The following is a 13,316-nucleotide window of genomic DNA, read 5'->3' on the forward strand; positions in this document are numbered from 1 at the left end:
GCCGGGGGGCGGCGCGGGGGGCGGGGGCGGTGGCGCACTGGGGGGGGCCCCCGGGGGGGGGGGGGCCCCCGGGGTCCGGCCGGGGGGGGGGGGGGGCGGCCGCGGCGGCCCGCGCCCCCACACCTGGTGGTTCTGACGACGGATCCGCGCGGCGGATCCGTGGAGCGGGTCCGCGGCTCAGACGGCGAGCGCCTGGGCGCGGCGCTTCACCTCCGTGCCGCGGTTCTCACTCAGTGCCTGCGCCGGGGTCCCGGGCAGGGACGGGTCGGGCGTGAACAGCCACTCCAGCATCTCCTCGTCCGTGAAGCCGTCGTCCCGCAGCAGGGTCAGGGTCCCGGACAGGCCCTTGGTCACCTTGTCCTCGTCGATGAAGGCGGCGGGAACGTGCAGCGCCCTGTTCTCCCCACGGCGTACGGCGATGAGCTGGCCTTCCTTGACCAGCTGCCGTACACGCGTCACGTCGACATCGAGCATCTCCGCGATGTCGGGCAGGGTGAGCCAGGCGGGGACGAGAGCATCGATCTTTGCGTCAATCTCGGTCACCCCTCAAGACTGCCATCCCGGACCGGCAGCCGGTACCCGAGGCTCCCCCCGGGGGGACGGAGCCGCCGCCAGACGCCGCGGGACTCCTCCGGACGGAGCACCGGTCGTGCCCGCGGGGCCCCGGTCAGGCCGTCGCCGTCTTGAGCGGCCGCTCAGGGTCCACGACCAGCTCCGGGTCGAGCGGCGCGCCCGACTCGATCAGCCGGCGGCCCTGCGCGAGGTCGCGCGGGCGGCCCACCGCCAGCAGGGCGACCAGGCGGCCGTCGCGCAGCCAGCAGACCGTCCAGGCCGGTCCGGCGGGGTCGCCGCGCCACAGGGTGGTGTCGGCGCCGCTGTGGTGCCCGGCGTACTGGACGAAGCGGCCGAACTGCTCCGACCAGAAGTACGGGACCGGGTCGTAGACCGCGGGGACCCCGCCGGCGGCCGTGCCGAGGATGTTCGCGGCGACCGTGCGCGGGCCCTGGAGGGCGTTGTCCCAGTGGTGGATCAGCAGGCGCTCGCCGTACCGCCCGGAGGGGAAGGACGCGCAGTCGCCGACCGCGTACACGTCGGGCAGGGAGGTGCGCAGACCGGCGTCGGCCACGACCTCGCCGTGCCGGCCCAGCTCGATGCCCGAGCCGGCCAGCCAGGCCGTGGCGGGGCGGGCTCCGATGCCGACCACGACGGCGTCGGCGGGCAGCCGGGACCCGTCGTCGAGGAGGACCGCGCCGGGCTCGACGCGCCGCACGCGCGTGCGGGTGCGCAGGTCGGTGCCGCTGTCGGCGTACCAGGCGGCCATCGCGGCGGTGACGTCGGCGGGCAGGGCGCCGGCCAGCGGCCGGTCGGCGGCCTCCACGACGGTGACCGCGCAGCCGGCCCCGCGCGCGGCGGTGGCGAACTCGGCGCCGATCCAGCCGGCGCCGACGACGACGATGTCGTGCCGGCCGGCGAGCACCGGCCGCAGCCGTTCGGCGTCGTCCAGGGTGCGCAGCAGGTGGACGCCGGGGACGCCCTCGGCACCGGGCAGCCGGATCGGTTCGGCGCCGGTGGCGAGCACGAGGACGTCGTACGGGACGGGCCCGGCCCCGGTGTCGAGTTCGTGGTCGGCGGGGCGGACGCCGAGGGCCTCGCTGCCGAGCCGGAGTTCGACGTCGAGGCTCTCGAAGTCGACGTCGAAGGCGGAGTGCTCGGCCTTGCCCAGCAGGACGGCCTTGGACAGCGGGGGCCGGTCATAGGGCTGGTGGGGTTCGGCGCCCACGACGACGACCGTGCCGTCGAAGCCCTGTTCGCGCAGGGCGACCGCGGTCTGCACCCCGGCCATGCCCGCGCCGACGACGACCACCCGCCGCGCCGTCCGCCCGTCCTCTTCCCGCGTCTGCTCGCTCACCCGGTCACCTTAGACAGCTGACGCGCCGTCAGTCAGCCGTCCCGCTCCGTGATCTGCTCCACCACGCTGCTCCCGCTGCCGGCCCGCGACTCCCACTCCCAGGTCTCGTCGAGGCGCAGCCGCCCGTCGGGCAGCTCGACGACCGCGGACACGCAGTGTCCGGACGACGTCGTCCCGTCGTGCCGCAGCTGGACGTACCGGAAGTCCAGCCGGTCCCCCCGCCGGGTCCCCACGAGGTGCCCGCGGACGACGTCGCCGCCCGCGTAGTCGGCCCAGACCACGCCGTCGCGTTCGTGGTACGTGAAGCGGGTGCGGGTGCCGACCTGACCGGGGGCCTGATCGGCCACCGGGGCCAGGACCAGGCCGTCGAGCGAACGGGCCACGAGAGGAGGCTCCCTTACCGGGACGGAGGACGGGGGGCTAGGGTTGCCAATCTAGAGCACTCGCGGGAGCCCGGACGCACCGGGCTGAGAGGGAGGCTGGCGGCCTCCGACCGTACGAACCTGATCCGGGTCATTCCGGCGAAGGGAGGGGCTGGACACCCATGTCCTCAAGCACGTCGGACGTCCTCGTCGTCGGGGGCGGCATCATCGGGCTGGTCACCGCGTGGCGGGCCGCGCAGCGCGGGTTCGCCACGGCGGTGCTGGACCCCGCCCCGGGCGGCGGGGCCGCGCAGGTGGCGGCCGGGATGCTCGCCGCCGTCACCGAACTGCACCACGGCGAGCACACGTTGCTCGGCCTCAACCTGGAATCGGCCCGCCGCTACCCGGACTTCGTGGCCGAGCTGACCGAGCTGACCGGCCACGACGTCGGCTACCGCCGCTCCGGGACCCTCGCGGTCGCGCTGGACGCCGACGACCGCGCCCAGCTGCGGGAACTGCACGCCCTGCAGCGGCGGTCGGGGCTGGCCTCGGAGTGGCTGTCCGGGCGGGAGTGCCGGCGGCTGGAGCCCCTGCTCGCGCCCGGGGTGCGGGGCGGGCTGCGGGTGGACGGGGACCACCAGGTCGATCCGCGGCGGCTGGTGGCGGTGCTGGTGGCCGCCTGCGAGCGGGCGGGCGTGGCCTTCCACCGCGACGGGGCGGAGCGGCTGACGGTGTCGGCCGGGCGCGCCGCGGGAGTGCGCACGCGCGCGGGCACGACGCTCACGGCGCGGCAGGTGGTGCTCGCGGCGGGCAGCCTCAGCGGGCGGCTCGCGGGCGTCCCGGCGGAGGTGCTGCCGCCGGTGCGGCCGGTGAAGGGGCAGGTGCTGCGGCTGACCGTGCCGCGGCGGTACGCGCCGTTCCTGACCCGGACGGTGCGGGCCGTGGTGCGCGGCAGCCAGGTCTACCTGGTGCCGCGCGAGAACGGCGAGCTGGTCGTCGGGGCGACGAGCGAGGAAATGGGCTGGGACACGACGGTGACGGCGGGCGGCGTGTACGAGCTGCTGCGGGACGCCCACGAGCTGGTTCCCGGGATCACCGAACTGCCGCTCGCCGAGACCCGCGCGGGGCTGCGCCCCTGCTCGCCGGACAACGCGCCGCTGCTCGGACCGACCGGGCTGGACGGACTGCTGCTGGCGACCGGGCACCACCGCAACGGCGTGCTGCTGGCACCGGTCACCGGGGACGCGCTGGCACACGCGCTGGCCACCGGTGAACTCCCCGCCGAGGCCCGCCCCTTCACCCCCCGGCGCTTCCGCGCCGCCGCACTCTCGGAGCAGTCCGCATGAAGATCTCGGTGAACGGCGAGCGGCGCGACGTCGCTCCCGGCACGGCCCTCGACAGCGTCGTGCGGTCCCTGGCCCCGGCGTCCTCCGGGGTGGCCGCGGCCCTCAACGAAACCGTCGTCCCGCGCGCGCGGTGGTCCGCCACCGCCCTCTCCGACGGAGACCGCGTGGAAGTCCTCACCGCCGTCCAGGGAGGCTGAGCCATGGCGGACGACTCCTTCGTCCTCGGCGGTACGGCGTACTCGTCCCGTCTGATCATGGGGACGGGCGGCGCGCCCAGCCTGGAGGTGCTGGAGCGGGCGCTGGTCGCGTCCGGCACCGAGCTGACCACCGTCGCGATGCGGCGGGTGGACCCCTCGGTGCACGGGTCCGTGCTGTCGGTGCTGGAGCGGCTCGGCATCCGGGTGCTGCCGAACACGGCGGGGTGCTTCACGGCCGGTGAGGCGGTCCTGACGGCACGGCTGGCGCGGGAGGCCCTGGGCACCGACCTGGTCAAGCTGGAGGTCATCGCCGACGAGCGGACGCTGCTGCCCGATCCGATCGAGCTGCTGGACGCGGCGGAGACGCTGGTCGACGACGGGTTCACGGTGCTGCCGTACACGAACGACGATCCGGTGCTGGCGCGGAAGCTGGAGGACGTCGGGTGCGCGGCGGTGATGCCGCTGGGCTCGCCGATCGGGTCCGGGCTGGGCATCCGCAACCCCCACAACTTCCAGCTGATCGTCGAGCACGCGCGCGTGCCGGTGATCCTGGACGCGGGCGCCGGTACGGCGTCGGACGTGGCGCTGGCGATGGAACTGGGGTGCGCGGGGGTGATGCTGGCGTCGGCGGTGACGCGGGCGCAGGAGCCGGTGCTGATGGCCCGGGCGATGCGGGGGGCCGTGGAGGCGGGGAGACTGGCCCGGCTCGCGGGCCGCATTCCCCGCCGTCACTTCGCGCAGGCGTCGTCGCCGGGCGAGGGCCGCGCGGTCCTCGACCCGGAACGGCCGGCCTTCTGAGCGTCCGGCCTCCCGACGACGCCCCACCCCCGCGCCTGCCTCTGTCCCTGTCCCTGCCCCCGCACCCGCACCCTCCGTGACGGCCGGGGCGGTGGACGTGACGGGCGGGGCGGGAGGGGGTGACGGCTCCCGCGCTGGCGGACCCGCCGCCCCGGCCGTGCCGCTCGTCACAGGTCCGCTTCAGTCCCGCTGCGATACCGGTGTGAGCGGTGAGGGGTGCCGGTGCGGGCTCGTAGACTCGCCTGCGTGGACACGACCCTTCAGGACCCTTTGGTCGGGCAGGTGCTCGACGGGCGTTATCGCGTGGACGCGCGGATCGCGGTCGGCGGGATGGCCACGGTCTACCGGGCCGTGGACACCCGCCTCGACCGTGTCCTCGCGCTCAAGGTGATGCACCCGGCCCTCGCGGCCGACGCGTCGTTCGTCGAGCGCTTCATCCGCGAGGCCAAGTCCGTGGCCCGGCTGGCACACCCGAACGTCGTCCAGGTGTTCGATCAGGGGACCGACGGGCCGTACGTCTACCTGGCGATGGAGTACGTCGCCGGCTGCACCCTGCGGGACGTGCTGCGCGAGCGCGGCGCCCTCCAGCCGCGGGCCGCGCTGGACATCCTGGAGCCGGTGCTCGCCGCGCTCGGGGCCGCGCACCGCGCCGGGTTCGTGCACCGGGACATGAAGCCGGAGAACGTGCTGATCGGGGACGACGGCCGGGTCAAGGTCGCCGACTTCGGGCTGGTCCGGTCCGTGGACACCGTGACCAGCACCACCGGGGCCGTCCTCGGCACCGTCGCCTACCTCGCGCCCGAGCAGCTGGAGCAGGGCACCACCGACGCGCGCGTGGACGTCTACGCCTGCGGGGTCGTGCTCTACGAGATGCTGACCGGCGAGAAGCCGCACGACGGCGACACCCCCGCCGTGGTGCTCTACAAGCGCCTCCACGAGGACGTGCCGCCGCCCTCCGCCGCCGTCCCCGGCATGGCGTTCGCGCTGGACGAGCTGGTGGCCTCGGCCACCGCCCGCACCCCCGACGTCCGTCCGGCGGACGCCGTGGTCCTGCTCGCGCAGGTCCGCGAGGCGCGGGCCGCGCTCGACGAGGCGCAGCTGGACGCGCTGCCGCCGCAGGCCCTGTCGGCGGACCGCGACATCGCCGAGGACCGCACCAGCGTGATCCCGCGCTCGCTCACGGTCCCGCGCCCCCTGCCCGTCGACGGGGACGAGGGCGAGGACGAACCGGGCCTCGACGGGGACCCGATGAACCGGACGTCCCGGTTCGCGGCGGAGCCCCCGCCGCCGCCCCGGCGCCGCCCGGTGCGGCCCCGCCGCCAGGTGGTCGCGGTCGTCGCCGCCGTCCTGCTGGTGCTCGGCGTCGGCGCGGGCGTCTGGTACATCAACTCGGGCCAGTTCACCAAGGTCCCGGGGGTCCTCACGCAGACCGAGGCGCAGGCCAGGGAGCGGCTGGAGGGTGCCGGGCTGGACGTCGGCGGGGTGAAGCACGCCTACAGCGACACGGTGAAGCGCGGCACCGTCATCAGCACGGACCCGGAGCCGGGCGCCCGCATCCGCGCCAACGACTCGGTGACCCTGACCGTCTCCGACGGCCCCCGGACGGTGAAGGTGCCGGACGTGAAGGGCTCGCGGCTGGACAAGGCCAAGGACCTGCTGAAGACGGACGGGCTGGAGCCCGGCCTGGTCACCGAGGCGTTCAGCGAGGACGTCCTCAAGGGCTTCGTGATCAGCAGCAGCCCGCAGGCCGGCACCGAGCGGCGGGCGGGCTCGGCGGTCTCCCTCGTCGTCAGCAAGGGCAGCCCCGTCGAGGTCCCGGACGTCACCGGCCAGGACCTGGACGACGCGCGGGCCGAGCTGGAGGAGGCCGGCCTGGAGGTGAAGGTCTCCGCCGGGGAGGTCACCTCCGAGTTCGACAAGGGCCAGGTCGCCGCCCAGTCGCCGGGCGCGGACGAGGAGGTCGCCGACGGCGACACGGTGACGCTGACCCTGTCCAAGGGCCCGGAGATGGTCGAGGTCCCGGACGTGGTGGGCGCGAGCGTCGACGACGCCAGGGCCGAGCTGGAGGAGGCCGGCTTCCGGGTGGACGAGGACCGCGGCCTGCTGGGCCTGTTCGGCGACACGGTCAAGGGCCAGTCCGTCGACGGCGGCGAGACGGCCCCCAAGGGATCGACGATCACGATCACCATCCGGTGACGGTGCCGCCCGGCGCCCTCCGGTGACCGGGCGGCGCCGGGGGCGTGACACCCTGAACGGGTGAGTTCCGCGCACCCCCTCCCCTCCCGCGATCCCCTCCCCTCCCGCAATCCCGTCGGCAGCCACGTCCCGGTGGCCGGCGGCCTGCACTCCGTGGGTCTGTCCTACGCCCGTGAGATCGAGGCCGAGACCGTCCAGGTCTTCGTCGCCAACCCGCGCGGCTGGGCCACCCCGGCGGGCAGCCCGGCGCAGGACGCGGCGTTCCGGGAGGCCTGCGCGGCGGAGTCGGTCCCGGTGTACGTGCACGCGCCGTATCTGATCAACTTCGGCTCGCACACCGAGGCGACGGCGCAGCGGTCGGTGGAGTCCCTGCGGCACTCGCTGCGCCGGGGGCGGGAGATCGGCGCGCTGGGCGTGGTCGTGCACACGGGGAGCGCGACGGGCGGGCGGGAACGCGGCGTGGCCCTGAAGCAGGTCCGGGAGTACCTGCTGCCGCTGCTGGACGAGCTGACCCACGACGACGACCCGTTCCTGCTGCTGGAGTCGACGGCCGGGCAGGGCGCCTCGCTCTGTTCGAGGACCTGGGACTTCGGGCCGTACTTCGAGGCGCTGGACGCCCATCCGAGGCTCGGCGTCTGCCTGGACACCTGCCACGTCTTCGCGGCCGGGCACGACCTGACCGGTCCGGCGGGCATGCACCAGACCCTCGATCTGCTGGTGGACACGGTGGGCGAGGGCCGGCTGAAGCTGATCCACGCCAACGACTCCAAGGACGTGGCGGGCGCCCACAAGGACCGGCACGAGAACATCGGCGCGGGTCACATCGGCGAGGACCCGTTCCGCGCGCTGATGACGCACCCGGCGACCGCGGGCGTACCGCTCGTGATCGAGACGCCCGGCGGCAAGGAGGGGCACGCGGCGGACGTGGCGCGGCTGAAGAAGCTGCGGGACGGCTGATCCGCCCTCCCGGGGCGGCCCCCGGACGCCCCGGGGGCGCCGGGGCTCAGAGCTCGGGGCCGTCCCCGGGCTCCTCCTGGTAGGAGTAGCGCTGTTCCTTCCAGGGGTCGCCGATGTTGTGGTAGCCGCGTTCCTCCCAGAAGCCGCGGCGGTCGGCGGTCATGTACTCGACACCGCGGACCCACTTGGGGCCCTTCCAGGCGTAGAGGTGGGGCACGACCAGGCGCACCGGGAAGCCGTGCTCGGCGGTGAGCAGTTCGCCGTCCTTGTGGGTGGCGAAGAGGGTGTGCTCGGCGACGAAGTCCGACAGCCGCAGGTTGGAGCTGAAGCCGTACTCCGCCCACACCATCACGTGGGTGACGTCGGCGGCGGGCGGCACGGCCTCCAGGATGGTCCGGGCCGGGACGCCGCCCCATTCGGCGCCGAGCATGCTGAACTTCGTCACGCAGTGCAGATCGGCCACCACGGTGGCGTACGGGAGAGCCGTGAACTCCTCGTGGGTCCAGCAGCGCTTGTCACCGTCGGCGGTACCGCCGAAGACCCTGAACTCCCAGCGCTCGGGCCGGAACTTGGGCACCGGGCCGTAGTGGGTGACGGGCCAGCCCCGCTGGAGTCGCTGCCCCGGCGGAAGCTCGGACGCTGCCGCTTCCCCTGGTTCTCGTTCCACCGGATGACCCATGGCTCCATCCTGACAGACCCCGGCCGGTGCGAATGACCAGGCATGGCCGAAATCGGACAAGATACGTCAAGCATGGATCAATTTACTAAGTGCCGACTTACTGGACGATCCTCCGCGCCGGTGACATCATGCGGCGGCAATCTCCCCCATCCCCGCGCGGAAGGAGCCTCTGCGATGCAGGGCGACCCCGAGGTCCTCGAGTTCCTCAACGAGCAGCTCACCGGTGAGCTGACCGCGATCAACCAGTACTTCCTGCACGCGAAGATGCAGGAGAACCTCGGCTGGACGAAGCTCGCGAAGTACACGCGGCACGAGTCGTTCGACGAGATGAAGCACGCGGAGGTCCTGACCGACCGGATCCTGCTCCTGGACGGCCTGCCGAACTACCAGCGGCTGTTCCATGTGCGCGTGGGCCAGACGGTCACGGAGATGTTCGAGGCCGACCGGCAGGTCGAGGTGGAGGCGATCGACCGCCTCAAGCGCGGGATCAAGGTGATGCGCGAGAAGGGCGACATCACGTCCGCGAACATCTTCGAGGCGATCCTGGAGGACGAGGAGCACCACATCGACTACCTCGACACCCAGCTGGCCCTGGTGGAGAAGCTCGGCGAGGCGCTGTACATCGCGCAGCTGATCGAGCAGCCGGAGGGCTGAGCCGCGACGGAGGGGCCGAACGCCGGAAGGATCCGAAGCCGGGAGGGACCGGAGCCGGAAGGGCCGAACGCCGGAGAGGCCCGGACCCCGCGAGGACCCGGCGGGAACCGCCGGGCGCTCAGGCGGCCTCGTCGAGCGCGGTGAGGACCGGCCGGCCCTGGTCCGCCAGGTCACGGCGCGGACAGGCGCCCCGGCCGAGGATCGCCTGGATGCGGCGGACGCACGAGCCGCAGTCCGTGCCCGCCTTGCAGGCGGAGGCGATCTGGCGGGGCGTACAGGCGCCGTCGTCCGCATGCTGCTGGACCTGCGCTTCCGTCACTCCGAAGCAGCTGCAGACGTACACGCGGACACCTCCCGCCGAGATCGATTAGGTTTACCTAACCTTACCTGGCGTCCAGATGTCGCAAAAGGGAGAAGGGGCGCGGATCGCATGTGATCCGCGCCCCACTTCGGCGCCGGTGGCGGGCGGACCCGTCACCGGTCCGCCGCACGGCCCGCCCTACTGGTCCCGGTACATCTCCGCGACGAGGAACGCCAGGTCGAGCGACTGGCTGCGGTTGAGCCGCGGGTCGCAGGCGGTCTCGTAACGCTGGTGGAGGTCGTCGACGAAGATCTCGTCGCCGCCGCCCACGCACTCGGTGACGTCGTCGCCGGTCAGCTCGACGTGGATGCCTCCGGGGTGGGTGCCGAGGCCCTTGTGGACCTCGAAGAAGCCCTTGACCTCGTCGAGTACGTCGTCGAAGCGGCGCGTCTTGTGGCCGGAGGCCGCCTCGAAGGTGTTGCCGTGCATCGGGTCGGTCACCCAGGCGACGGTCGCACCGGAGGCGGTGACCTTCTCGACCAGCTCCGGCAGCTTGTCGCGGACCTTGTCGGCGCCCATGCGGACGACGAAGGTCAGCCGGCCCGGCTCCCGGTCGGGGTCGAGGCGCTCGATGTACTGGAGCGCCTCCTCGGCCGTCGTCGTCGGACCGAGCTTGATGCCGATGGGGTTGCGGATCTTCGAGGCGAACTCGATGTGCGCGTGGTCCAGCTGGCGGGTGCGCTCGCCGATCCACACCATGTGCGCGGAGACGTCGTACAGGCGGCCGGTACGGGAGTCGACGCGGGTGAGGGCACCCTCGTAGTCGAGGAGCAGCGCCTCGTGGGAGGCGTAGAACTCGACCGTCTTGAACTCCTCCGGGTCCGCCCCGCAGGCGTGCATGAAGTTGAGCGCCTGGTCGATCTCGCGGGCGAGCTGCTCGTAACGCTGGCCGGACGGGGACGACTTCACGAAGTCCTGGTTCCAGGCGTGGACCTGGCGCAGGTCGGCGTAGCCGCCGGTGGTGAAGGCGCGCACCAGGTTCAGCGTGGAGGCGGACGCGTGGTACATCCGCTTCAGGCGCTGCGGGTCCGGGACGCGGGCGGCCTCGTTGAAGTCGAAGCCGTTGACCGAGTCGCCGCGGTACGTCGGCAGGGTCACGCCGTCGCGGGTCTCGGTGTTCTTGGAACGCGGCTTGGAGTACTGGCCCGCGATCCGGCCCACCTTCACGACCGGCACGGAGGCCGCGTACGTGAGGACGGCGCCCATCTGGAGGAGCGTCTTGAGCTTCGCCCGGATGTGCTCGGCGGACACCGCGTCGAAGGACTCGGCGCAGTCACCGCCCTGCAGCAGGAACGCCTCTCCGCGGGCGACCGCGGCCATCCGCGCGCGGAGCTGGTCGCACTCACCGGCGAACACCAGCGGGGGATACGTCTCGAGCTCGGCGATCGCTTCGCGCAGAGCCTCGGCATCCGGATACTCGGGCTGCTGCGCCGCAGGCAGGTTTCGCCACGTCGCCTGGGCGGCGACACTTCGGGAATCAGCGTTGACGGTCACGCGCCCCACAGTACGCGGTCGGCCCGGGGGTCCATCGCCGCGCTCAGCCTGTGAGACGGCTCCGCGCCCCGGCTCACCGGGCGGCGGACGGAACCCGACGGCCCCGCCGCCGCGGGGAGCGCGCCCCGTCGCACGGGGCGGAGCCGCACGCGTCACATCGTGTAGCGTGCAGCCCGTGTTCGCGCTTTCGACCCAGAACTGGTGGTGGACCGCTCATCCGGCGGCCCACTGACTGCGCGTACGCACGACTTCGCGAAGGCCGCCCGAAGGGGCGGCCTTCGGTGTTTCCGGGCCCGGCCGTCCCTGTCGACTCTCCCACCGAGAAGGACACGGATCCCATGCATCTGCCCGACCTCCTGACCGATCCCCGCCCGTTCGCCCTGCTGCGCCGCCGCTCGCCGGGCCGGGCCACCGAGGACGGCGCCACCGTGGAGCTGCTCCTCGGCCCGGTCGCCGTCCACGAGCGGCTCGCCGACCTGCCCGACGAGGGCCTCGCGCTGGTGCCGTTCCGTCAGATCCGCGAGCGCGGCTTCGACGTCCGCGACGACGGCACGCCGCTGACCGTCCTGATCCCCGAGGAGCGGTACGAGATCCCGCTCGCCGAGGCGCTGGAGCAGCTCCCCGCGCACGAGGTGCGCGTCGAGGGCGGCGGCTTCGACGTCGGCGACGAGGAGTACGCGCGGATCGTCGGGCGGGTGCTGCGGGAGGAGATCGGGCGGGGCGAGGGGGCGAACTTCGTCATCCGGCGGACGTACGAGGGCGAGGTCCCGGGATTCGGGAGGGCCGACGCGCTCGCGCTGTTCCGGCGGCTGCTGGCGGGCGAGCGGGGCGCGTACTGGACGTTCGTCGTGCACACCGGGGAGCGGACGCTGGTGGGCGCCAGCCCCGAGGTGCACGTGCGGATGTCGGGCGGCACGGTCGTGATGAACCCGATCAGCGGGACGTACCGCTATCCCGACGGGGGCCCGACGCCCGATCACCTGCTGGGCTTCCTCGCCGACGGCAAGGAGATCGAGGAGCTGTCGATGGTCGTCGACGAGGAGCTGAAGATGATGTGCACCGTCGGCGACAGGGGCGGGGTGGTGGTCGGGCCGCGGCTGAAGGAGATGGCCCACCTCGCGCACACCGAGTACGAGCTGCGCGGGAAGTCCTCGATGGACGTGCGCGAGGTGCTGCGGGAGACGATGTTCGCGGCGACCGTCACGGGCTCGCCGGTGCAGAACGCCTGCCGGGTCATCGAGCGGCACGAGGTCGGCGGGCGCGGTTACTACGGGGCCGCGCTGGCGCTGGTCGGGCGGGACGCCGGCGGGGCCCAGACCCTCGACTCCCCCATCCTCATCCGCACCGCCGACATCGACGCGGCCGGGCGGCTGCGGGTGCCGGTCGGGGCGACGCTGGTGCGCGGTTCGGACCCGGCGGGCGAGGTGGCGGAGACGCACGCCAAGGCGGCGGGCGTGCTGGCGGCCCTCGGCGTCCGGCCGGGGCGGCCGCGGGCCGAGGAGGGGCGGGTCCCGCTGGCCGACGATCCGCGGGTGCGGGCGGCGCTGGACGGCCGCCGGGCCTCGCTGGCGCCGTTCTGGCTGCGGATGCAGGAGCGGTCCCGGGAACTGACCGGGCACGCCCTGGTGGTCGACGGCGAGGACACCTTCACGGCGATGCTCGCGCACGTCCTGCGCTCGTCCGGGCTGGAGGTCACCGTCCGGCGCCACGACGAACCGGGGCTGCGGGCGGCGGTGCTCGCGCACGAGGGGCCCGTGGTGCTGGGCCCCGGTCCGGGCGATCCGTCCGACCCGGCCGACCCCAGGATGCGGTTCCTGCGGGAGCTGACCGCGCGGGTCGTCGGGGAGCACCGGCACGGGGTGCTGGGGGTGTGCCTCGGGCACGAGCTGATCGCGGCGGAACTGGGGCTGGACATCGTGCGGAAGGAGGTGCCGTACCAGGGGGCGCAGACGCGGGTGGAGCTGTTCGGGCGGGAGGAGACCGTCGGGTTCTACAACAGCTTCGTGGCGCGGTGCGACGACGACACGCGGCAGGAGCTGACCGCGCGCGGGGTGGAGGTGAGCGTGGCGGCGAACGGGGAGGTGCACGCGCTGCGCGGACCCGGTTTCGCCGGCGTGCAGTTCCACCCGGAGTCGGTGCTCACGCTGGACGGGGCGGCGATCGTGCGGGAGCTGATGGGACGGCTGCGGGACGCCGGCCGGCCGTCCGAGCGGCGGCCGGTGCTCTAGGACGTCCTGCGGAAGTGGCACCGTCCGCCCGAAGGGCGGGCCCGGCGGCGTCCGGTGGGGGGGATCGCACGGCGGAGGGCCGCCCCGGCACCGGCAGGGTTGTCGGGACGACCCCGACAACCCTGCCGGGGACAC

At 73.7% G+C, this 13,316-nt stretch carries 14 protein-coding genes and 1 riboswitch; of the genes, 8 read left to right on the plus strand and 6 right to left on the minus strand.

Annotated elements, in window-relative coordinates; all coding sequences use genetic code 11:
* Positions 1-177 precede the first annotated feature (177 nt).
* From ACF09K_RS23175 to ACF09K_RS23185, 3 genes are all read right to left on the minus strand, one after another.
* Positions 178-543 (minus strand): Rv2175c family DNA-binding protein, encoded by a 366-nt coding sequence (locus ACF09K_RS23175; RefSeq protein ID WP_392246280.1) that lies wholly within the window; start codon positions 541-543, stop codon positions 178-180.
* Between the two features lie 124 nt (positions 544-667).
* Complete coding sequence (locus tag ACF09K_RS23180) at positions 668-1,909, minus strand: NAD(P)/FAD-dependent oxidoreductase (RefSeq protein WP_392246282.1); 1,242 nt, start codon at positions 1,907-1,909, stop codon at positions 668-670.
* 32 nt (positions 1,910-1,941) lie between these two features.
* Positions 1,942-2,292, minus strand: coding sequence for a hypothetical protein (locus ACF09K_RS23185; RefSeq protein ID WP_392246283.1), 351 nt, complete (start codon positions 2,290-2,292; stop codon positions 1,942-1,944).
* Positions 2,293-2,344: 52 nt separating this feature from the next.
* Positions 2,345-2,456: riboswitch (TPP riboswitch) on the plus strand.
* Between ACF09K_RS23185 and thiO the strand changes: the two genes are divergently transcribed.
* The 5 genes from thiO to ACF09K_RS23210 all read left to right on the plus strand — a co-directional run bounded on the left by thiO (position 2,454) and on the right by ACF09K_RS23210 (position 7,765).
* Positions 2,454-3,617, plus strand: a complete 1,164-nt coding sequence (gene thiO, locus ACF09K_RS23190; RefSeq protein WP_392246284.1) for a glycine oxidase ThiO — start codon at positions 2,454-2,456, stop codon at positions 3,615-3,617. Its footprint overlaps the riboswitch before it by 3 nt.
* On the plus strand, positions 3,614-3,814 hold the full coding sequence (thiS, locus tag ACF09K_RS23195; protein WP_392246286.1) for a sulfur carrier protein ThiS: 201 nt from the start codon (positions 3,614-3,616) through the stop codon (positions 3,812-3,814). The genes thiO and thiS overlap by 4 nt, the downstream gene beginning before the upstream one ends.
* Positions 3,815-3,817: 3 nt before the next feature.
* Positions 3,818-4,612 carry a thiazole synthase gene (locus tag ACF09K_RS23200; RefSeq protein ID WP_392246287.1) on the plus strand — a complete coding sequence of 265 codons (795 nt, stop codon included), beginning with the start codon at positions 3,818-3,820 and terminating at the stop codon, positions 4,610-4,612.
* 246 nt (positions 4,613-4,858) lie between these two features.
* Positions 4,859-6,808, plus strand: coding sequence for a Stk1 family PASTA domain-containing Ser/Thr kinase (gene pknB, locus ACF09K_RS23205; protein WP_392246289.1), 1,950 nt, complete (start codon positions 4,859-4,861; stop codon positions 6,806-6,808).
* A 60-nt stretch (positions 6,809-6,868) separates the two neighbouring features.
* Positions 6,869-7,765 carry a deoxyribonuclease IV gene (locus ACF09K_RS23210; RefSeq protein WP_392246291.1) on the plus strand — a complete coding sequence of 299 codons (897 nt, stop codon included), beginning with the start codon at positions 6,869-6,871 and terminating at the stop codon, positions 7,763-7,765.
* Between the two features lie 46 nt (positions 7,766-7,811).
* Here ACF09K_RS23210 and ACF09K_RS23215 read toward each other — a convergent pair whose 3' ends face one another.
* On the minus strand, positions 7,812-8,444 hold the full coding sequence (locus tag ACF09K_RS23215) for a sulfite oxidase-like oxidoreductase (RefSeq protein ID WP_392246292.1): 633 nt from the start codon (positions 8,442-8,444) through the stop codon (positions 7,812-7,814).
* Positions 8,445-8,618: 174 nt separating this feature from the next.
* Between ACF09K_RS23215 and bfr the strand changes: the two genes are divergently transcribed.
* The gene (gene bfr / locus ACF09K_RS23220; protein ID WP_392246294.1) at positions 8,619-9,098 is read left to right on the plus strand and encodes a bacterioferritin; all 480 of its coding nucleotides are present in this window, start codon (positions 8,619-8,621) and stop codon (positions 9,096-9,098) included.
* Positions 9,099-9,216: 118 nt separating this feature from the next.
* Here bfr and ACF09K_RS23225 read toward each other — a convergent pair whose 3' ends face one another.
* Both ACF09K_RS23225 and ACF09K_RS23230 read right to left on the minus strand, forming a co-directional pair.
* A complete protein-coding gene (locus tag ACF09K_RS23225; RefSeq protein WP_392246296.1) occupies positions 9,217-9,441 on the minus strand; it encodes a bacterioferritin-associated ferredoxin in 225 nt (74 codons plus the stop codon).
* A 156-nt stretch (positions 9,442-9,597) separates the two neighbouring features.
* Positions 9,598-10,953: a class II 3-deoxy-7-phosphoheptulonate synthase gene (locus ACF09K_RS23230; RefSeq protein ID WP_392246297.1), complete on the minus strand. Its 1,356-nt coding sequence runs from the start codon at positions 10,951-10,953 to the stop codon at positions 9,598-9,600.
* Positions 10,954-11,128: 175 nt separating this feature from the next.
* On the opposite strand from ACF09K_RS23230, the gene ACF09K_RS23235 reads away from it, so the two are divergent.
* Both ACF09K_RS23235 and ACF09K_RS23240 read left to right on the plus strand, forming a co-directional pair.
* The gene (locus ACF09K_RS23235; RefSeq protein ID WP_078912442.1) at positions 11,129-11,185 is read left to right on the plus strand and encodes a trp operon leader peptide; all 57 of its coding nucleotides are present in this window, start codon (positions 11,129-11,131) and stop codon (positions 11,183-11,185) included.
* A gap of 106 nt (positions 11,186-11,291) precedes the next feature.
* Positions 11,292-13,181: an anthranilate synthase family protein gene (locus ACF09K_RS23240; protein WP_392246298.1), complete on the plus strand. Its 1,890-nt coding sequence runs from the start codon at positions 11,292-11,294 to the stop codon at positions 13,179-13,181.
* Positions 13,182-13,316 lie beyond the last annotated feature (135 nt).

The sequence above is a fragment of the Streptomyces sp. NPDC014882 genome (assembly GCF_043081325.1).
Classification (GTDB): domain Bacteria; phylum Actinomycetota; class Actinomycetes; order Streptomycetales; family Streptomycetaceae; genus Streptomyces.